This is a genomic window from Nocardia sp. X0981 (assembly GCF_977089955.1).
In genome coordinates, this window is record NZ_OZ372435.1 from 2,010,207 (window position 1) to 2,029,249 (window position 19,043).

At 68.4% G+C, this 19,043-nt stretch carries 17 protein-coding genes and 1 pseudogene; 11 read left to right on the forward strand and 7 right to left on the reverse strand.

Annotated features, from left to right (window positions below):
- Positions 1-132 precede the first annotated feature (132 nt).
- The 4 genes from ACYR7D_RS08985 to ACYR7D_RS09000 all read right to left on the reverse strand — a co-directional run bounded on the left by ACYR7D_RS08985 (position 133) and on the right by ACYR7D_RS09000 (position 4,723).
- Positions 133-1,497 carry a sensor histidine kinase gene (locus tag ACYR7D_RS08985; RefSeq protein ID WP_459549147.1) on the reverse strand — a complete coding sequence of 455 codons (1,365 nt, stop codon included), beginning with the start codon at positions 1,495-1,497 and terminating at the stop codon, positions 133-135.
- Entirely contained in the window at positions 1,494-2,198 is a 705-nt protein-coding gene (locus ACYR7D_RS08990; RefSeq protein ID WP_459549148.1) for a response regulator transcription factor, read from the reverse strand. The genes ACYR7D_RS08985 and ACYR7D_RS08990 overlap by 4 nt, the downstream gene beginning before the upstream one ends.
- A gap of 79 nt (positions 2,199-2,277) precedes the next feature.
- Positions 2,278-2,676, reverse strand: a complete 399-nt coding sequence (locus ACYR7D_RS08995) for a hemophore-related protein (RefSeq protein ID WP_459549149.1) — start codon at positions 2,674-2,676, stop codon at positions 2,278-2,280.
- Between the two features lie 100 nt (positions 2,677-2,776).
- On the reverse strand, positions 2,777-4,723 hold the full coding sequence (locus ACYR7D_RS09000; RefSeq protein WP_459549150.1) for an AMP-binding protein: 1,947 nt from the start codon (positions 4,721-4,723) through the stop codon (positions 2,777-2,779).
- Between the two features lie 314 nt (positions 4,724-5,037).
- Here ACYR7D_RS09000 and ACYR7D_RS09005 point away from each other — a divergent pair, with 314 nt between their 5' ends.
- From ACYR7D_RS09005 to ACYR7D_RS09025, 5 genes are all read left to right on the forward strand, one after another.
- A complete protein-coding gene (locus ACYR7D_RS09005) occupies positions 5,038-8,679 on the forward strand; it encodes a sensor histidine kinase (RefSeq protein ID WP_459549151.1) in 3,642 nt (1,213 codons plus the stop codon).
- A complete protein-coding gene (locus ACYR7D_RS09010) occupies positions 8,676-9,089 on the forward strand; it encodes a roadblock/LC7 domain-containing protein (RefSeq protein WP_030522784.1) in 414 nt (137 codons plus the stop codon). The genes ACYR7D_RS09005 and ACYR7D_RS09010 overlap by 4 nt, the downstream gene beginning before the upstream one ends.
- A gap of 7 nt (positions 9,090-9,096) precedes the next feature.
- On the forward strand, positions 9,097-9,471 hold the full coding sequence (locus ACYR7D_RS09015; protein ID WP_033244145.1) for a DUF742 domain-containing protein: 375 nt from the start codon (positions 9,097-9,099) through the stop codon (positions 9,469-9,471).
- Complete coding sequence (locus tag ACYR7D_RS09020) at positions 9,452-10,054, forward strand: GTP-binding protein (protein ID WP_459549152.1); 603 nt, start codon at positions 9,452-9,454, stop codon at positions 10,052-10,054. Before ACYR7D_RS09015 ends, ACYR7D_RS09020 begins: the two co-directional genes overlap by 20 nt.
- Before the next feature lie 72 nt (positions 10,055-10,126).
- Positions 10,127-11,638 (forward strand): carboxyl transferase domain-containing protein, encoded by a 1,512-nt coding sequence (locus ACYR7D_RS09025; RefSeq protein ID WP_459549153.1) that lies wholly within the window; start codon positions 10,127-10,129, stop codon positions 11,636-11,638.
- A gap of 76 nt (positions 11,639-11,714) precedes the next feature.
- Here the strand turns inward: ACYR7D_RS09025 and ACYR7D_RS09030 are convergent, their stop codons facing one another.
- Both ACYR7D_RS09030 and ACYR7D_RS09035 read right to left on the reverse strand, forming a co-directional pair.
- Entirely contained in the window at positions 11,715-12,260 is a 546-nt protein-coding gene (locus ACYR7D_RS09030; protein ID WP_459549154.1) for a hypothetical protein, read from the reverse strand.
- A complete protein-coding gene (locus tag ACYR7D_RS09035; protein ID WP_459549155.1) occupies positions 12,257-12,535 on the reverse strand; it encodes a helix-turn-helix transcriptional regulator in 279 nt (92 codons plus the stop codon). The genes ACYR7D_RS09030 and ACYR7D_RS09035 overlap by 4 nt, the downstream gene beginning before the upstream one ends.
- 117 nt (positions 12,536-12,652) lie before the next feature.
- Between ACYR7D_RS09035 and ACYR7D_RS09040 the strand changes: the two genes are divergently transcribed.
- From ACYR7D_RS09040 to ACYR7D_RS09065, 6 genes are all read left to right on the forward strand, one after another.
- A complete protein-coding gene (locus ACYR7D_RS09040) occupies positions 12,653-13,510 on the forward strand; it encodes an aldo/keto reductase (RefSeq protein ID WP_459549156.1) in 858 nt (285 codons plus the stop codon).
- 168 nt (positions 13,511-13,678) lie between these two features.
- Complete coding sequence (locus ACYR7D_RS09045) at positions 13,679-14,404, forward strand: enoyl-CoA hydratase (RefSeq protein WP_459549157.1); 726 nt, start codon at positions 13,679-13,681, stop codon at positions 14,402-14,404.
- Positions 14,404-15,546 (forward strand): MBL fold metallo-hydrolase, encoded by a 1,143-nt coding sequence (locus ACYR7D_RS09050; protein ID WP_459550097.1) that lies wholly within the window; start codon positions 14,404-14,406, stop codon positions 15,544-15,546. Before ACYR7D_RS09045 ends, ACYR7D_RS09050 begins: the two co-directional genes overlap by 1 nt.
- Positions 15,547-15,581: 35 nt before the next feature.
- Entirely contained in the window at positions 15,582-15,821 is a 240-nt protein-coding gene (locus ACYR7D_RS09055; RefSeq protein ID WP_459549158.1) for an antitoxin, read from the forward strand.
- A gap of 50 nt (positions 15,822-15,871) precedes the next feature.
- Positions 15,872-18,091: an ATP-dependent DNA ligase gene (locus tag ACYR7D_RS09060; protein ID WP_459549159.1), complete on the forward strand. Its 2,220-nt coding sequence runs from the start codon at positions 15,872-15,874 to the stop codon at positions 18,089-18,091.
- A gap of 86 nt (positions 18,092-18,177) precedes the next feature.
- The gene (locus ACYR7D_RS09065) at positions 18,178-18,363 is read left to right on the forward strand and encodes an antitoxin (RefSeq protein ID WP_459549160.1); all 186 of its coding nucleotides are present in this window, start codon (positions 18,178-18,180) and stop codon (positions 18,361-18,363) included.
- A gap of 118 nt (positions 18,364-18,481) precedes the next feature.
- On the opposite strand, the pseudogene ACYR7D_RS09070 reads toward ACYR7D_RS09065, so the two are convergent.
- Positions 18,482-18,781, reverse strand: a pseudogene (locus tag ACYR7D_RS09070) (carboxylesterase family protein); the annotation flags it as partial.
- Positions 18,782-19,043: the final 262 nt, after the last annotated feature.

Consider the following 19,043-nt stretch of genomic DNA (forward strand, 5'->3'; position numbering starts at 1 on the left):
GGCCCGTCTCGGATCTGGAGCGACAGAGCGAAGGAGCGCAGCGACTGAGCGGCGGAACGAAGACCCGAGACACAAGGGGGCCCCGAACCCCGCCCCGCCGGAGGCGGGGCAAATAAACACAGCGGGGCCGGATCAGACCGGTTCTCGGTGGGGGAGAACCAGAACCAGCCGGACGCCGCCCAGGGTGCCGTCGTCGAAATAGGCCCGGCCGCCGTGTAGCTGGGCTTGTTGCGCCACCAGGGCCAAACCCAGGCCGGAACCTCCTTTGTGAGCTTGGCTGCCGCGGACGAAGCGGGCGAAGACCGATTCGCGTTCTTCGGGTGGGAGGCCGCGGCCGTTGTCGTCGACCGATACGACGATGGTGCCGTCGGAGGTGCGATGAGCCGAGAGCAGCACTTCGGTCGCTCCGCCGTGTTTCACCGAATTCTTCAGCGCGTTGTCCACGGCCAGTCGCAGGCCTGCGGGTAGGCCGCGGGTGACGAGTTCGGCATCGGTGTCGATACGGACGGTGAGTCCGGGGTAGTGGCGTATGGCGTCGTGCGCGGCCTGATCACACAGCTCCGCGATATCGGTGTCGATATGGTCGCGTTCAGAGGTCAGATCCCCCGAGGCCAGCCGTTCGAGAGCCGCCAGGGTGGTTTCCACCCGCTCCTGGCTGCGCTGCAGGTCGGCCAGGATTTCGGTGCGCTGCGATTCGTCGAGGTCGAGGGTGGCCAGGACTTCCAGATCGGTGCGCATGGCGGTCAGTGGGGTGCGGAGTTCGTGCGCGGAGACCGCGGCGAAATCGCGGGCCGTCTCCAACGCTGCCGCGGTGGCGGACTGGGCCTGGTCGACGCGGCGCAGCATCGTGTTCACGGCATCGGCCAGCTGCTCGGCCTCCAGGACACCGGAACTGTCGACGGGCGGGGGAGCGGCGTCACGATAGCCGGTCCGAGCGCCGACCTGGCGGGTCAGTACGACGATGGGCCGGACCGCGCGGCCGCCGAACAACCAGCCCAGCCCCGCGGAGGCGGCGATCGACAGCAGGCCGCCGAACAATACCCAGCGCTGCTGTTCGGCGGTGGCCTCGGCGGCCTCGGCGGCCGGGATACCCAGGGACACCGAGCGGCCTGCCGGTTGGTTCTCCGTGGTGGTGAGCACCCGATACGGGGTGCCGTCCACGTTCACCGTCCGCGATCCGGGCTCCAGTTCCGGCAGCTGGGTGGCACTGGAAGCGAGTAGCTGCCCGTCGTAGCGGACGGTGAGTGCCATATCCCGGTCCGGTCCCACCAGATTCACCACGCCGACCGCGATCATCGGGTCGATCACCACGAGCCGGGAGGCGATCCGCAGCTGCTGGTCGGTCTGCTGCAGATTGTTGCGCTCGATGGCCGGTATCGCGATCGCGCTCACCATGGCGACGATGAGTACCGATCCGGCGGCGGCCGCCCCGGCGACCCGGGTGCGCAGCGAGTAGGAACGGCGGCGTCGCCACCGGCCCCGGCCGCGTTCGCTCACTTCGTTTCCCGGAGCACGAACCCGACACCGCGAATGGTGTGCAGGAGCCGCGGCGTGCCGTCGCATTCCAGTTTGCGGCGCAGATAGCCGACGAAAACGTCCACCACATTGGTGTCGGCGGCGAAGTCGTAGCCCCACACCAGTTCCAGCAGCCGTTCCCGGCTCAGCACCACCCCGGCGTTCCGGGCCAGAGTGGACAGCAGTTCGAATTCCCGTTTGGTCAGTTCGATCTCGCTACCGTTCAGCAGCGCCCGGTATCCGGCCGTATCCACCTGCAGGGGCCCCACGGTGACGGTGTCCGGGGTACCGGCCGCCGCGGTATCGCTGCGGCGCAGCAGCGCTTTGATCCGGGCTACCAGTTCGGCCAGGACGAATGGTTTGACCAGGTAGTCGTCCGCCCCCGATTCCAGCCCCGCGATCCGGTCACCGACCGAACTCCGCGCGCTCAGCACACAGATCGGCACCTCGTTGCCCATCGCCCGTAGCGCGGTCACCACGCCGGCGCCGTCGAGCACCGGCATGTTCATATCCAGTACGACCGCGTCGGGCGCCTGCTCGGATACGGCCCGCAGCGCGGCAGCACCGTCCCGGGCGACGCTCACTCGGAACCCGGAGAGCCGTAAACCCCGCTCGACGGACGCGAGCACATCCTCGTCGTCGTCGACCACCAGAACCGCCGGATTACTGGTCCGCTCCGCCACACGGCTCAGTGTATTTACCTTCGGGCCCGCGATGCCGGTGGCGGGTGGTCCGGAGCGTGCGGCCGGCGCGGCCGGGAACTCAGTAGCTCTGGCAGGTGTCGGCCACTCGCTGCAGCGTCACCTGCAGTTGCTGGGATCGCGGGTCGTTCTGTGCCTGCTCGGCCGCCTGCGGGTTCTCTTCGATGTACCGCTGCAGCTCCGCGCGCCGCTGTTCGACCGGCTGGTCGAATTTCGCCTGCAGTTGCGCCTTCACGTCGGGGTTGTTGTCGAGCATCGCCGCCAGATCCGGGGCCTGGTCGTGCAGTGCGGCGTCCACCTGAGCGAAAGAGCATTCACTGGTCAGCAATGGTTCGGCCAGCTCCATCGGTCCGGCCGCGGCCACGGCCGGGCTCAGGAACGCGGTGGCCGCGGCGGCTACTCCGAAGGTCGCGGTGGTCAGGGCGATCTTGCCGCGCAGCCGGGTCGTGAGGTGTGCCATAGGTCTTACTGCCTCCTACTTGTGTCGAGTCGAGTCGATCCTGGACTCGTGGACAGCTTCAGACGGTATTGGGTGGGTTTGGCCGGTCTCTGAAGGTTTCTTAAGAGGAGTTTGTGCTTTGTGAGGGCGGGACGATCCGGGCGAGTTCTTCGAGGACACCGGGATCGTCGATGGTGGAAGGGATTTCGTAATCCTCGCCCGCGGCCATCTGCCGGAGCGTTTTGCGCAGGATTTTGCCGGAGCGGGTCTTGGGCAGTGCGGGGACCACCACCGCGTCGTAGAGGCCGGCGATCGCGCCGATGTGTTTCCGGACCCGTTCGGCCAATTCGTCGCATAAAGTATCGGAATCGATTACGGCATCGGCTTTCAGTACTACATAAGCGATGGGGCGTTGCCCTTTGAGTTCATCGGGCAGACCGATCACCGCGCATTCGGCCACCGCCTCGTGTCCCGCTATCGCGGCTTCGATACTGCCCGCCGAAAGACGGTGCCCGGCCATATTGATCACATCATCGCTGCGGCCCAGAACGAAAAGGTAACCCTCCTCGTCGAAATAGCCGGAGTCACCGGTGAGGAAATGACCGGGATAGACGGACAGGTACGACCGTTCGTACCGCTGTTCGTCACGCCACAAACCGGTGAGCGCGCCCGGAGGCAGTGGGAGGCCGACGACGATATTGCCCTCGGTATTGGCCGCGACGGGATTGCCCGAGGAATCCAGTACCCGCAGACGGTATCCGGGCATGGGCACCGACGCCGAACCCGGTTTGATCGGCAGACGTTGTAATCCGAGCGGATTGGCGCACATGGGCCAGCCGGTTTCGGTCTGCCACCAGTGATCGACCACCGGACAGTCGTCGCGGCCGGCCAGCAGGGTGTCCGCGGCCCAGTGATAGGTCGCCGGATCCAGGCGTTCCCCCGCGCAGAACAGCGAGCGCAGCGAGGACAGGTCATGGGCGTGGGCCAGTGTGGCCTCGGGATCGGCGCGCCGGATGGCCCGCAGTGCCGTGGGGGCGGTGAACAGCGTGTTCACCCCGTACCGGGCCACTACCCGCCAGAACGCGCCGGCGTCCGGGGTGCCGACGGGTTTGCCCTCGTAGAGAAGGGTTGTGGCGCCGACCAGCAGCGGGGCGTACACGATATAGGAGTGGCCGACCACCCAGCCCACATCGGAGGCCGTCCAGATGATCTGCCCCGGGCCGACATCGTAGATATTGCGCATGGACCAGGTCAGCGCCACGGCATGGCCACCGTTGTCACGGACCACACCCTTCGGTTTACCGGTGGTACCCGAGGTGTAGAGCACGTACAGCGGATCGGTCGCGGCGACCGAAACGGGTTCGGCGGCCTCGGCGTCGCGGACGGTGGTATCCCAATCGAGCCATCGGGCCGGTTCGGCGGCGGTGGGCGTGCCCTCCCAGCTGTGGACCGGGAATTCCGGGCGCTGTTTCACCAGGACCGTATGAGGCGTCGCGGTTTCGGTCAGTTCGAGTGCCCGGCGCACGATAGGGGGGTAATCAATGGTGCGATTGGGTTCCAATCCGCCGGAAGCGGTAATGATGAGCACCGGTTCGGCGTCATCGATCCGGGCGGCCAGTTCCGGTGCGGCGAAACCACCGAAAACCACCGAGTGCACCGCGCCGATACGGGCGCAGGCCAGCATGGCGATCACCGCCTCGGGAATCATCGGCAGATAGATCACCACCCGGTCACCGGTGGTCACGCCGAGATCGCGCAGGGCCCCGGCCACCCGGGCGACCTCGGCGAGCAGCGCCGCGTAGCTGTACACCCGGCGGGTGCCGGTCATCGCCGATTCGTAGATCAACGCGGCCTCGTCCGCGCGGCCGGCGGCCACATGCCGGTCGAGAGCGTTGTAGCAGGTGTTGAGGCGGGCTCCGGGAAACCAGCGGGCCTCCCGTCGATCGGTGTCGAGGGCCTGCTCAGGGGGTATATCCCAGTCGACGGCCGAAGCGGCCCGGGCCCAGAACTCGGCGGGATCGACCAGGCTGGTCTGATAGACCGGTCGATACTCGTTCCTCGCGTTCACCCGTGCTCCCTAGCCTCGCAGCAATCCTCGCCTCGATAGATCAGCACGATTGTGGCAGACTTCACGCGACCCCCCGTCGGGTGTCGCGACCATGGCTTATGCCTGTAACCGGCTGGTCGATGTGCGTGAACCCGGGCTGAGTACACCAAGAAGTTATTGATCCGTTAGAATCTGATGACACAAATTCGGTCCGTCGTAGACGCAATTTCTCGGCCAGCCGCGACCCACGGGCAGCTCCACCCGTCGAGCCACTATGCGAGTGTGGAGTTTCGCTGATGGTGCATGGCTGGGGCCAGGTTGGAAAGTGAGTGGGAATGCGTGACGCCGCTAGGTCCGGCACGAAGCGCTGGGCGCTGAGTAACTGGGACCTTCGCTGGAAGGTTACGGCCGTGCTGGCTGTGCCGTTGGCGGTCGCGGTCGGGCTCGGCGTGTCCAGAATTTCGGCGGAATGGAGCGAGGCGAATCGGCTCGGCGCCGCCGCCGAGAACGTCAGCCTGGTTCCGGCGGTCCTGGATCTCAGCTCGGCCACATCGACGGTCGCCGGCTCTCAGGTGATCTCGATCGCCCCGAATCGGTCGCTGGTCACCGAGGAGAATCTGACCGCCCTCGATCAGGCGATCGCCGGGGCCGAGACCGCCCTCGCCGAACTGGACGATCTCCCCGCGGCGCACGGGCCCCTGTCGGAGATGATCGATCAGGCCAAACAGGTCCGCACCCAGGGAATGGCGCCGTCGAACCGCCCGGCAGCCGAGGGTATCGCCGCCTTGGAAAGGGCCCGTAACGCCGGTGTGCGCACGGTGGAGGCCATCGTCGGCGAAATCGGCGACCCGTCCATCGACCCCGACAAACTCAAACTCGTGGACGCGCTCAACCTGCGCTCCACCATGGTCGGTGAGATCACCGCGGCGGCCGAGCTGCTGCGCAATCAGGAGGCCGGGGAGCAGGCCTACCGCACCGCGACGAATACCGAACACGCCCTGCTCAACATCCTGAGTCAGCGCTACAGCGCCGAGGACACCGATATAGCGATCCTCCGCCAGGGCATCGATACCCGTATGGCACTGCTGGAGAGCCCGGAGGCGCAGGCGGGCCGGTTGCCGCTGGGCGAAGCCCGGCAGTCGCTGCTGGACAGCACCGCGACCACCGACAAACTGATCGGTGAGGCCACCACCTCGATCGACGACGGGGTAAAGCGGATGGCCGACAAGGCGCTGTCCGATGCCGTCATCTACTCCATCGTCGTCCTGCTGACCATCCTGGCGGCGCTGCTGCTGGCCGTCTTCGTGGCTCGGTCGATGATCGTGCCGCTGCACCGGCTGCGCCTGGCCGCGCTGCGGGTCGCCGAGAGCGATCTGCCCGACGAGGTCGCCCAGCTGCGGACCGGCGCCTCCCCGGAGGAAGTGCCGCTCGAGCCGATGCCCATCCGCTCCGAGGAGGAGATCGGCCAGCTGGCCCGCGCCATCGACGATATCCACGGACAGGCGCTCCGTCTGGCCAGTGATCAGGCGCAGATGCGTTCCCAGGTCAACGATATGTTCGAGACCCTGGCCCGGCGCAGTAAATCGCTGGTCGACCATCAGCTCAGCCTGATCGAGGCGATGGAGTACGACGAGAAGGATCCGCGCCTGCTGGAGAACCTCTTCCGGCTGGACCATCTCGCCGCCCGTATGCGCCGTAACGGCGACAACCTGCTGATTCTCGCCGGTACGAAACAGCGTCGCGCCAAATCCGCGCCGGTCGAGATCGCCGACGTGCTGCGTGCCGCCATCTCCGAGGTCGAGGACTACGAGCGCGTCAAGCTGGGTGCCACTCCCCGTGGCGCGCTGATCGAGCCGGCCGCCTCCGATATGGCGCATCTGTTCGCCGAACTCCTGGACAACGCGCTGCGGGCTTCGCCGCCGGAAACGGACGTGAAGTTCACCTTCGCGCAGGCCCACGATCAGGGTCTGCTGATCGAGGTCGCCGACCGTGGTATCGGTATGCCGCCGAGCGAGATGGCCGAGATCAACCGCCGGCTGGAGAGCACCGCCGAGCCCGGTCCGGACACCGCGCGGCATATGGGTCTTTTCGTCGTGGGCCGTCTCGCCGAGCGGCACGGTCTCAACGTCCGGCTGCGGCCGACGTTCGATACCGCCCGCGATCCGGGTGTCACGGTGACCGTGCACGTGCCCATGAGCCTGATCGTCGCCGGTGAAACCCAGATCCTGCCGCTGGCGACCGGTTCCGGTCCGCAGCAGGTGGTGCCGAGCGACACGAGCCGGAAACCGAAGAAGGACGAGTCTCCGGACGAGGCCGCGGCGGCCGCGCTGCGCAACGCCGGTGGCCCGGCGATGCAGACTCGCGGTATCAGCCGCACGGCCGCGGGCAATATGGTGGTCACCGTCGACCCGGGGATGAGCGGGCCGCTCCCGGCCGTGGAACGCCCCAAACCACCGGAGCGCCCGGCGACGCCCGCCCCGCTCGGCCCCGGTGGGTTGCCGCAGCGGCAGCCGGGCAACGCCATGGCCGGGGGTTCGCGCGAGGGTGAGCAGGGGACGACCAGCCTCCGCCAGGCCAGCGCCGGTAGTACGGCCCAGCGCGGCAAACTGGCCGCGGCCAGCCTGCCCAAACGCAACCTCGGACCGGGTGGCGGGGCCACACCGACTCTCCCGCCGCGCACTCCGAGCGAACCCTCCGCCGGGGGTCCGCCCCCGCGGGAGATCAAAACCGGCCCCGGTGGGCTGCCGCAGCGGCAGCCCGGCGCTGCCGGGGCCCCGCAGCCGGGTCCCGGTGGGTTGCCGCAGCGGCAGCCCGGGGCCAACGGTGCGCCGGGGTCCGCGCGGGACGCCGCTCCCGCCCGGCCGGACGAAGACCGGCCCGCGCAGAGCGAATCGTCCGCGCCGCAGCGTGCCGCCGGTCCGCTGCCGTCGCGTCGCCCGAGCCAGCCGGGCCCGGGCGGGTTGCCGCAGCGGGAACCGGGCACGAACGGGGCGCCGCCGCGTGAGGGTGGTGCTTCGGGCCTGCCGCAGCGCGGTGCGCCCGCGGGTGGCTCCACGCACCGCGAACCGGAATTCCGGCCCGCGGCCGATACCGCCTCCGGTGGTCTGCCGACCCGGCGGGAGCCCGCCGCGAACGGTCTTCCGCAGCGGGAAACCTCGGGTGAATTGCCGGCTCAGCGGCACAGCGGCCTACCTTCCCGGGATTCCTCCGGTGAGCTGCCCGCCGCCCAGCGTCCGCCGGCGACCGGCGGTCTGCCCCCTCGGCGGGACACCCCCGGCCAGGGGTTGCCGCAGCGGTCTGCCGGTGGGAGCGCTCTGCCGCAGCGTGCCCCGGCCGAGAACGGGCTGCCGGCCCATGAGACGCCGGGCGGTCTGCCGCAGCGCGATACCCGGGCCCCGCGCCCGCAGCCGCGGCCCGCCGAAACCGGCGGCCTGCCCCGCCGGGAACCGGGGGGTTACACCGCCGAACGATTCGACAATCCGCCGGGCGTCGCGCTGCCACGCAACCCGGAACGCGCCGCGGACGATGCTCCCGCGCGGGAACCGGGCCGGCACAGCTACAAGTCCAATCCGGCCAAAACGGCGTCGTTCTTCCAGACCAGGCTGCAACCGGCCGAGGAGAACGACAGCGTGCTGGGTGGTACGCCCATCTTCGCGGAGATGATGTCGGCATGGCTGTCGGATCCGAATGCCGATCGCTCCCAGGCCGCCGCATCCTTCGAATCGCCGGGTGACGAGGGCTGGGTGGCGGCTCGGCGGGCCAGCGAGGCCCAGCCCGAGACCCGCACCGCGGCCGGTCTGCCGCAGCGTAATCCGGGCGGCCGGCTGGTGCCCGGCGCTGTCAACGGCGCCCAGGAGCGTACGCCGAGTCGCAATCCCGAATCGATCCGGTCTAGTTTGAGTCGGCACCAGCAAGGTGTTCGGGATGGCCGCGCAATGAGAGCAATGAACCTAACCGGAGACAAAGGAGACCGATGAACCCCGAACTAGGTGGTACGAACCGTCAGTTGGATTGGCTGGTTTCGAACTTCGCAGGCGAGGTTCCTGGCGTAGCCCATGCCGTCCTGGTCTCGGCCGACGGCCTGCTGATGGCGGCGAGTGCCCAGCTACCGGTCGACCGGGCCGAGCAGCTTTCGGCTGTCACCGCCGGTCTCGCCAGTCTCTCGGTGGGTGTGTCCAACCTGTTCGAGGGCGGCACCGTATTGCAGTCCGTCGTCGAAATGGAACACGGCTACCTGCTGCTGATGGCGGTGGGCGACGGGTCCTATCTCGCGGTCCTGACCAATACGTCCTGCGATATCGGACAGGTCGGCTACGAGATGGCGTTGTTGGTCGAACGCGTAGGCCAGACAGTACAGGCCACTCCACGCGTCACGATGGGTTCCTGATGGTGGGATGGACATAGAGGATCACCGCGTGGGAGGCTCCGAGCCCAGTCTCGTGCGCCCGTACTCGCTGACCGCCGGTCGCACCAGACCCAAGGTCGAGTTGGCGCTCGAGGCTCTCGTCGCGTCCCATCCCATTCCGCTCGAACGCCAGTACGAACTGAGCAATATCGAAAACTCGATTGTCGAGCTGTGCAGGGAGTCGCCGTCGGTCGCCGAACTAGCGGCTCGACTGGGTATACCGATCGGGGTGGCGCGTGTGCTTGTAGCGGACCTGATCGAAGCCGGGCATGTCCGCGTTTCGGCGACATTGAAAGACGATTCCAGCGACGATGAACGTCGCGAGCTGATCGAAAGGGTTCTCAGTGGACTCCGGCGTATTTGATTCGACGGCACAGGTCGATACCCGCCACAGCAAGCCGACCTCGGCGAAGATCGTGGTCGCGGGTGGGTTCGGCGTGGGCAAAACGACGCTGGTGGGGGCAGTTTCGGAAATCGTCCCGTTGAGAACCGAGGCTCTGGTTACCAATGCCAGTGCCGGTATCGACAGTCTCGCGGGTATCGAGAGCAAATCCACCACCACGGTGGCCATGGACTTCGGCCGGATCAGTCTGGCCGAGGATCTGGTGCTGTACCTGTTCGGCACCCCGGGCCAGTACCGCTTCTGGTTCATGTGGGACGACCTCATCCGCGGTGCGATCGGCGCGGTGGTGCTGATCGACACCCGGCGGCTGGAGGACAGTTTCGCCGCGGTCGACTACTTCGAGGCGCGCAATCTGCCGTTCCTCGTCGCGCTCAACCAGTTCGACGACGCCCCGCAGTATCCGATCGAGGACATCCGCCAGGCGCTGGCCGTTCCCGCCGATGTGCCGATCATGCCGATCGACGCGCGGCGCCGGGAGCCGGCCAAGGAGGCGTTGGTGCGACTGACCGAGTACGCGCTGCAGAAGGTCACTCGGGGCTACTGAACCGGCCGCGGTCGTACTGGTCGTCGTGCCGGTGTGGACAACTACCGTTCCGGTTGGCCGGGGAGGTGTCGGATGACGCGCGGGTCGGGACGGATCGGTGCTCGCGCGTTACTCGACGCGCTACTCGATCCCGGCTCGTTCGAGAGCTGGGATACCCCTCCGCCGGAGGTGGCGCGGACCGGTGCGTACCGGTCCGCGCTGGCCGCGGCGGCCACCGCGGCCGGGACCGACGAGGCGGTGCTCACCGGCGCGGGCCGGTTACGCGGCCGGCGCATCGCGGTGATCGCGTGCGAATTCGGCTTTCTGGCGGGGTCGATCGGGGTCGCGGCGGCCGAGCGGATAGCGACGGCGGTCGAGCGGGCCACCGCGCGGGGACTGCCGTTGGTCGCCTCACCCACCTCGGGCGGTACCAGGATGCAGGAGGGCACTCTCGCTTTCGTGCAGATGGTGAAGATCGCGGGCGCGGTCGCGGCGCACAAGGCGGCCGGTCTGCCGTATGTGGTGTACCTGCGCAATCCGACCATGGGCGGGGTTTTCGCCTCATGGGGGTCGCTCGGCCACATCACCTTCGCCGAACCGGGCGCGCTCATCGGTTTTCTCGGCCCGCGGGTGTACGAGGCGCTGTACGAGCGGCCTTTTCCCGAGGGTGTGCAGACCGCGGAGAACCTCTACCGCAATGGTGTGATCGACGGTGTGGTCGAGGTGACGGTGTTCCGGCGGATCGCGCATCGGGCGCTGAGCGTGTTCACCGGGGTGCCGAAGGCGGTGGAGGAGCCACGGTCGCGGGATACGGCGCGCCGCGGGGACGCCGGAGCGGTCACCGCGTGGGACGCGGTGCGCAGTTCGCGTCGGCCGGATCGCCCGGGGATACGTGAACTGCTTCGCCGGACCACCCAGCGCGTGCCGCTCAGCGGCACCGGCCAGGGGGAGGCCGACCGGACGGTGGTGCTCGCGCTGGCCCGGTTCGGCGGGTGGCCCTGTGTGGTGTTCGGGCACGACCGCGCCAATCAGGCCCCCGAGCGCACCATGGGCCCGGCTGCCCTGCGTGAGGCCAGGCGCAGTATGCAGCTCGCCGCCGAGCTGCGATTACCGCTGGTACTGGTGATCGATACGATCGGTGCCGCCCTGTCCAAGGAGGCCGAGGAGCGCGGGCTGGCTCCCGAAATCGCCCGGTGCCTGGCGGATCTGGTGACGTTGGAAACCCCGACGGTTTCGGTGCTGCTCGGTCAGGGCACCGGTGGCGGGGCGCTGGCCCTGTTGCCCGCGGACCGGGTGCTGGCCGCCACCCACGGCTGGCTGGCGCCGCTGCCGCCGGAGGGCGCCAGTGCCATCGTGCACCGCGATACCGGGCACGCACCGGAACTGGCTGCCGCGCAGCGTATCCGCTCGGCGGATCTGCTGGCCGACGGTATCGTCGACCGCATCGTGCCCGAATGTCCCGATGCCGCGGACGAACCGGTGGAGTTCTCCCGGCGGATGGTCGCGGCCATCGCCGCAGAGCTCGCGCTGCTGAGTGAACGACCGGCGGCGGAATTGCGGGCGGCCCGGCGGTTCCGGTACCGGCGCCTGGGTTCGCCGAGTTGACGCGGCGGGGTGTGCGGTCCCGGAATCCGGCCGGATGCCGGATTCCGGTGTGCTCCGGTGACCGGCCGGATGCCGATCAGTTCTCCGGCTCGGGATCCGGGTGGGACCAGGCCAGGATCATCGCCGGGGCGCAACCGCCGGCCAGCAGCGTGGCCAGGGCCATCACGCCGCCCGCATAGGCGGTGCGGAAGGCGTCGGCCTCGGGGAAGAGCGCGCCGCTCCAGATCAGGTACATCACGGGGGGTACGGCCAGGGCATGGGTGATGGTCAGACCCATCGACCGGGCGGTATCGCGCTGGGCGATCTCGAGTTCGTCCAGGGTTTCGGCCGGGGCGTTGTCCTGTGCCTGCGAGATGATTCGCAGCACGGTCCAGGAGGGCAGGAAGCCCAGTGCGCCGATCCCGCTGGCCAGCGCGGCCCACTGCAGGCCGAACGCGCACAGCAGACCGGCGGCGAAGACGAGGACCAGCGTGGCGATCACCGTGCACACCAGGGCGCGGCGGCGGCGTCGGGTACGCCAGCCCGGCAGCACGCCGGCGAGCTGCTTCTCGCGGGCCAGCCAGCGCCGGACCCGGTAGTTCTGGTAACGGTCGAGCAGGGTGGGTCGGGGGGTGGTGGTCATGATCGCTGTCCTTTCTCGCGGGCGTAGACCTCGGCCGACAGGGGAGTGAACTCGGTACGGGAGAACACCGCCTCCACCGGTAGCCGGAACACCTCGCAGATCCGCAGGGCCAGGTCCAGGCTCGGATAGTGGTTGCCGCGTTCGAGCGCGCCGATCGTCTGCGGGTTGACGTTCACCGCTTCGGCCAGCGCCGCGCGTGACATCCGATGTTCCGCGCGCAACACCGCGATCCTGTTGTAGATCGGTTGAGTTTCCCCGCGTCTTACTGGGCTCACCTAATGGAGTGTTGTAAAAACACAACGATCTGTCAAGTTAATCGAGCGTTGAGACGAAGTGGGACACGGAACGGCCCCTCGTTGACCTGCCGCCGAACCGCTCCTACCGTCGAAGCGGTGACCACTAGACGGCAGACCGGTGTAGTCCCCCCGATCGTGTTGAACGACGGGAGCCTGATTCCGCAGCTCGGCTTCGGGGTCTTCCAGGTTCCGCCGGACCGGGTTTTCGATACCGTCACCGCCGCGCTTCGCGCCGGGTACCGCAGTATCGATACCGCGGCGGCGTACGAGAACGAAGAAGGCACCGGACGCGCCATCCGGCAGTTCGGTTTGCCCCGCGACGAGATCTTCGTCACCACCAAACTGTGGAATTCCGAGCAGGGGTACGACTCCACTCTGCGCGCCTTCGACGCGAGTCTGGACCGGTTGGGGCTGGACTACCTGGATCTGTACCTCATCCACTGGCCGGTGCCGTCGGCGGATCGTTTCGTGGATACCTTCCGTGCGTTCCAGCGCCTGAAGGCCGACGGCCGGGTCCGCTCCATCGGCGTTTCGAACTTCCGGGTCGCCGATCTGGAGCGAGTGATCTCCGAAACCGGGGAGATTCCGTCGGTCAACCAGATCGAGCTGCACCCCAGGCTGATCCAGCGCGAGTTACGTGAATACCACGCCGAGCACGCCATCGCCACCGAGGCCTGGAGCCCGCTGGGGCAGGGCACTCTGCTCGGCGACCCGGTGATCCGGCGGATCGCCGGCGAGGTGGATCGCACACCGGCGCAGGTGATCATCCGCTGGCATCTGCAGCTGGGCAATGTGGTCATTCCGAAATCGGTCACACCCGCGCGGATCGCGGAGAATTTCGATGTCTTCGGCTTCGAACTGGCCGACGACCAGATGCGGGATATCTCCGCGCTCGACGACGGGACCCGCACCGGCGCGGACCCGGCGACCTTCGCCCTCGGTCTGGAGGGCTGACGCCTCCCTTCCCCTCGCGTACCGGGCCCGGCTGCCGCCCGGTACGAGCCCCTCGGGGCGTCCGGGCTCGCGTCGTGTTCCCGGGCCCGTTCCTTTCCTGTGGCAGAGTGGGCAGTAACGCTTGTATCGGCTGATGTCTCGGTATTCGTTCAGCGGGGAAGGACACATATGCTCGGGGTCGTCCGTGACGGTGACGTCGTCACCATCGAACTACAGCGCGAAGAGCGGCGTAACGCGCTGAATCTGGACCTGGTCGTGCGGCTGCGCGAAGCGTTGTCCCAGGCCCGCCGCGACTCCCGGGCGATTGTGATCACCGGCCGCGGACCGGTGTTCTGCGCGGGTGCCGATCTCGACGAGGTGTACTCCACCGATTTCCTGGACACCCTCCTGGAGATGCTGCACGAAGTCGAGTCGATGCCGGTACCGGTGATCGCCGCACTGAACGGCCCGGCGCTGGGTGCTGGCGTGCAGCTGGCCATGGCCGCGGATCTGCGGGTAATGGCTCCCGACTCCTATCTCGCCGTCCCGGCCGCGAAACTCGGTATCAGCGTGGACCGCTGGACCACGCGCCGGCTGGTTTCGCTGATCGGTGGCGGCCCCGCCCGTACCCTGCTGCTCGGCGCGGAGCCGATCTCGGCCGACGACGCCTACTCCTTCGGTTTCGCGAATCGGCTGGGCGCCCTCGCCGATGCGCAGAGCTGGGCGAAATCGATCGCCGAACTGGCCCCGCTGTCGCTGCGGCATCTGAAACTGGAACTGAACGACGACGGCACCCGCGAGCCGGCGACCAAGGAACAGCAGGCAGCACTGGAGGCGGCATGGAGCAGTGCGGATGCCGAAGAAGGCCGGCTGGCCCGCAAGGAGAAGCGGGCCGCGAAGTTCGTGGGCCGGTGATGCGGCCCCGTACCGTGGCCGCCGTGGCGGCGGGTCTGGCCGGGATGGGCGTGTTCGGCTGGGTGCTGCGGGCCCTGGACGGGCTACCGGCCGCGCTCGGTGCCTCCGTTTCCGCGATCGCGCCCACCGCCGCCGGCGCCCGCAGCTACCGCAATCGGCAGTTCCACAACACCGAGCCCGCCTCGCCGATCGTGATCGGCGACAACCCCGTCGGCCTGCTGTCGATCATCAGCGCGATGCGGGCGGGCCGGCCCGAGGGCACGGTTCCGCTGGCGCAGCCGGAGCAGCCGGCTGCCGCCGCGGATCTGGCCGTCACCTGGTACGGGCATGCCAGCGCGCTGGTCGAGATCGACGGCTACCGCGTGCTCACCGATCCCGTGTGGAGCGAGCGGGTCTCGCCCTCCCGGCTCGTCGGACCGAGCCGGATCCATCCGGTGCCGGTGGAGCTGGCGGATCTGCCGCGGGTGGACGCGGTGGTGATCTCACACGACCATTACGACCATTTGGACGCCGATACCGTCGCGGCCCTGGTGACCACCCAGCAGGCCGTATTCGTGGTGCCGATCGGAATCGGGGCGCATCTACGGCACTGGGGCGTGCCCGGCCATCGCATCGTGGAATTGGACTGGGGTGCGTCGTATTCGCTGTCCGCACCGGACGGCGATCGCCCCGAGCTGACGATCACCTGCGCCGAGGCACGGCATTTCTCCGGTCGCGGGCTGGTCCGCAACACCACGCTGTGGGCGGGCTGGGCGCTGCTCGGTCCGGCTCACCGGGTGTATTTCGGCGGCGATACCGGTTTCACCAAGGCGTTCGCCGCGACGGGCGAGCAGTGCGGCCCGTTCGATCTGACTCTGCTACCCATCGGGGCCTACGACCAGCACTGGGCCGATATCCACATGAACCCCGAGGAGGCTGTGCGCGCGCACGCCGATCTCTGCGGCGACCCCGGTCACGGCGTCCTGGTGCCGATCCACTGGGCGACGTTCAATCTGGCCCCGCACCCCTGGGACGAACCGGTGCGACGCCTGATGGCCGCGGCCGCGGCGGCCGGTACCGAGGTAGCGGTGCCGGTGCCCGGCCAGCGGATCGACCTCCGGGAACTCCCGCCCGCGCGTTCCTGGTGGGAAGATATGAGTTGAACACCTCCGCACGGTGAACAGGGAAGGAATCGGCAATGAGCCTGATGGACAACCTGAAGAATCTGGCCGGCAAGGGTCAGGAAGTGGCGGCGAAGAATTCGGACAAGATAAACCAGGCGGTCGACAAGGCCGGGGATTTCCTGGATCAGAAGACCAAGGGCAAGTATTCCGACAAGATCCAGAAGGGCAAGGAGGCCGCCCGCAAGGTGGTCCCCCCGGAGCAGCCCGGTGGTCCGGGCCGGACCGGTGAGCCGGGGCCGGGCCCGCGTCCGTGAGTCGTGGCGGAACGCCGGATACGGTTGTCCGCCAGCGGATGTGATCCGGTATGCACCGGAGTTTCGGTGGTGAGCCGGGGCAGCCGGATATCGACGTGCGGCTGAGCAACCTCGACAAGGTGCTCTATCCGGCGACCGGGACCACCAAGGGTGCGGTCGTCGACTACTACGCCGAGATCGCCCCGGCCATGTTGCCGCACCTGGCGGGGCGGCCGATCACTCGGAAACGCTGGCCCGACGGAGTGGGCGAACCGTCGTTCTTCGAGAAGAATCTCGCCGCCGGTACTCCCTCCTGGGTGCCGCGCGAGGCTCTGGAACACTCCGAGCGCACGGTGACCTACCCGGTCCTCTCCAGCCAGGCCGGACTGGCCTGGCTGGCTCAGCAGGCCGCGCTGGAGATCCATGTCCCGCAGTGGCGGTTCGACGGCGGCGAACGCGGCCCGGCGACCAGGCTGGTGTTCGATCTGGACCCGGGTCCCGGCGCCGGGCTCACCGAATGCGCCCGGGTGGCGCTCGGCATCCGGGATATGGTCGCCGAAATCGGGATGCGCGCCTTCCCGGTGACCAGTGGCAGCAAAGGAATTCACCTGTATGTCCCGCTGGAGCGGGCACTCGGTCCGGGTGGGGCGTCGACGGTGGCGAAACAGGTGGCCGGGAACATGGAGAAGCTGCTGCCCGATCTGGTGACGGCCACCATGGCGAAGGAGGTCCGCGCCGGGAAGGTGTTCCTGGACTGGAGTCAGAACAATCCGTCCAAGACCACCATCGCTCCCTATTCGCTGCGTGGTCGTACCGAGCCGAACGCCGCGGCGCCGCGCAGCTGGGCGGAGATCGAGGACGCGGACGGGTTGCGTCAGCTGCGCTTCGACGAGGTGCTGAGACGCTATCGCGCCGAGGGGGATCTGCTGGCCGGGCTGGACCCGCCGCTCGACGATGCTCTCACCCGATACCGTTCCAAACGGGATCCGGCGCGTACCCCGGAGCCGGTGCCCGGCGCCGCGGCGGGCACCGGGACCGGTAACCGCTATGTCATCCACGAGCACCATGCCCGCCGGTCGCACTGGGATATGCGACTGGAGCGGAACGGGGTTCTGGTGTGCTGGGCGGTGCCCAAGGGGCTGCCGGACAGTCCGCGGCAGAACCGGCTCGCCGTGCACACCGAGGACCATCCGCTGGAGTACCTGGGTTTCCACGGCACCATCCCGGCCGGCGAGTACGGGGCCGGGGAGATGTCGGTATGGGATACCGGCACCTATCGTGCGGAGAAGTGGCGGGACGACGAGGTGATCGTGGTGTTGCGCGGTGAGCGGCTCACCGCACGCTACGCGCTGATCCGTACCGAGGGCGACCAGTGGCTCGTGCATCTGATGAAGGACCAGCCGTCCGTGGGTGAGCTGCCGCGTGGTCTCTCGCCCATGCTGGCCACTCCCGGTGATGTGGCGGGGCTACCGGGTTCGGAGTGGGCGTTCGAACGGAAATGGGACGGTTACCGGCTCATTGTGGAAATCGACACGGGTGAGTTGCGGTTGCGCAGCCGGGCCGGTAACGATGTCACCGACCGCTACCCGCAGCTGGGGGTCTTGGCCGAGGAGCTCGCCGGGCACCGGGTCGTGCTGGACGGGGAGCTCATCGCCGGCGGCGCCGACGGCGCGGTGAACGTGGCGTTGTTGAAAGCGAATCCGCGCCGCGCGCGATTCGTGGCGTTCGATCTGCTCTACCTGGACGGAACCTCACTACTGCGCAAGCGCTATCGCGATCGGCGGCAGGTCCTGGAGGCGCTGGCCGCGACGGCTCCGGCGCTGCGGGTACCGCCCCGGTACACCGGGAGCGGCGCGGACGCACTGCGGTGTAGCGAGCGGGACGGCGCCGAGGGAGTGGTGGCCAAACGCCTGGATTCGGTTTATCTGCCGGGGACCCGTGGCCATGCCTGGGTGAAGCAGCGCAACTGGCGGATTCAGCAGGTGGTGGTCGGCGGTATGCGGCGCAGCAGCGCGCGACCGTTCGCCTCGCTGCTGGTCGGTATACCGGCCGAGGACGGTCTGGTGTACGCGGGGCGGGTCGGTACCGGTTTCGACGAGGCGACCATGAGTGAGCTGGCGACCCGGTTGCGGCGGCTGGAACGTAAGACCAGCCCGTTCGTCAACGAGCTGACGGCCGACGAGCGGCGGGATGCGATCTGGGTGACGCCGAAGGTCGAAGGCACGGTGCGCTATATGGATTGGACCGACAGCGGCCGCTTCTGGCACCCGGCCTGGCTGGGCGCACTGTGACGGTTGTCGCCGAGGTCGTGACCACCCGCGAGCCGGCACCGCTGGGTACTGTGATCGCGTTCAACCAGTTCGGGTGAGGAGCAGGAATGGATTTCAAGGGATTGGCCGGTAAGGCGCTGGACTTGGCGCGTAAGAACGCCGACAAGGTGGATCCCCTCATCGAGAAGGTCGGCGACGCGGTGGACGAGAAGACCGGTGGCAAGTACGCCGGGCAGGTCGACAAGGCGCAGGACGCGGCTCGTAAGGCGCTGCGCGACCAGCAGCAGAAGTAGGGCCCTCCGGGCAGCGCGCCGGACCGGCCGGACCGGCGCGCCTGCCGGTCCGGGTCGGCGCCACACCGAGTTTCGTGGCGAGCCGCCGCCCTATCTCGTGGGCGGTGCCGGTGGAGTAGCAGAGATTGCCGGCGCCGCTCTGCAGGATCGCGCGCTGGAACAGCCCCCGGGCTCGCGGCATCGTGAGCAGCGTGCCGACGGCCATCGCGCTCGCGGACTGGCCGAAGACGGTGACGCATCCGGGATCTCCGCCGAAAGCGGCGATATTGTCGTGCACCCATTCCAGGGCCGCGATCTGATCGAGCAGGGCGATATTGGCCACGTCGTCGAGGAAGAGGAATCCTTCGGCGCCCAGCCGGTAGTTGAGCGCGACGAAGACCACTCCGTCGCGGGCGAAGGCACTGCCGTCGTAGAGCATGTTGCAGCCGGTATCGAAGCCGCCCCGTAGATCCACACCAGTACCGGCAGGCCGGCCGGGCCCGGTTGCGGGGTCCAGATGTTCAGGTTGAGATAGTCCGCGCCCGAAATCGATGCCGCGCCGTATCCGACGATGGCCGCTCTCGCGCCCCTGATGGCCGACTTCGGTTCGGCGGCGGTGTTCGACCGGTTGCTCGACGCCGTGCTCACCGGAATCCGGGACCGGGCCACCCGGCCGGGCTCGCGCTGAACGCGGCCCGCAC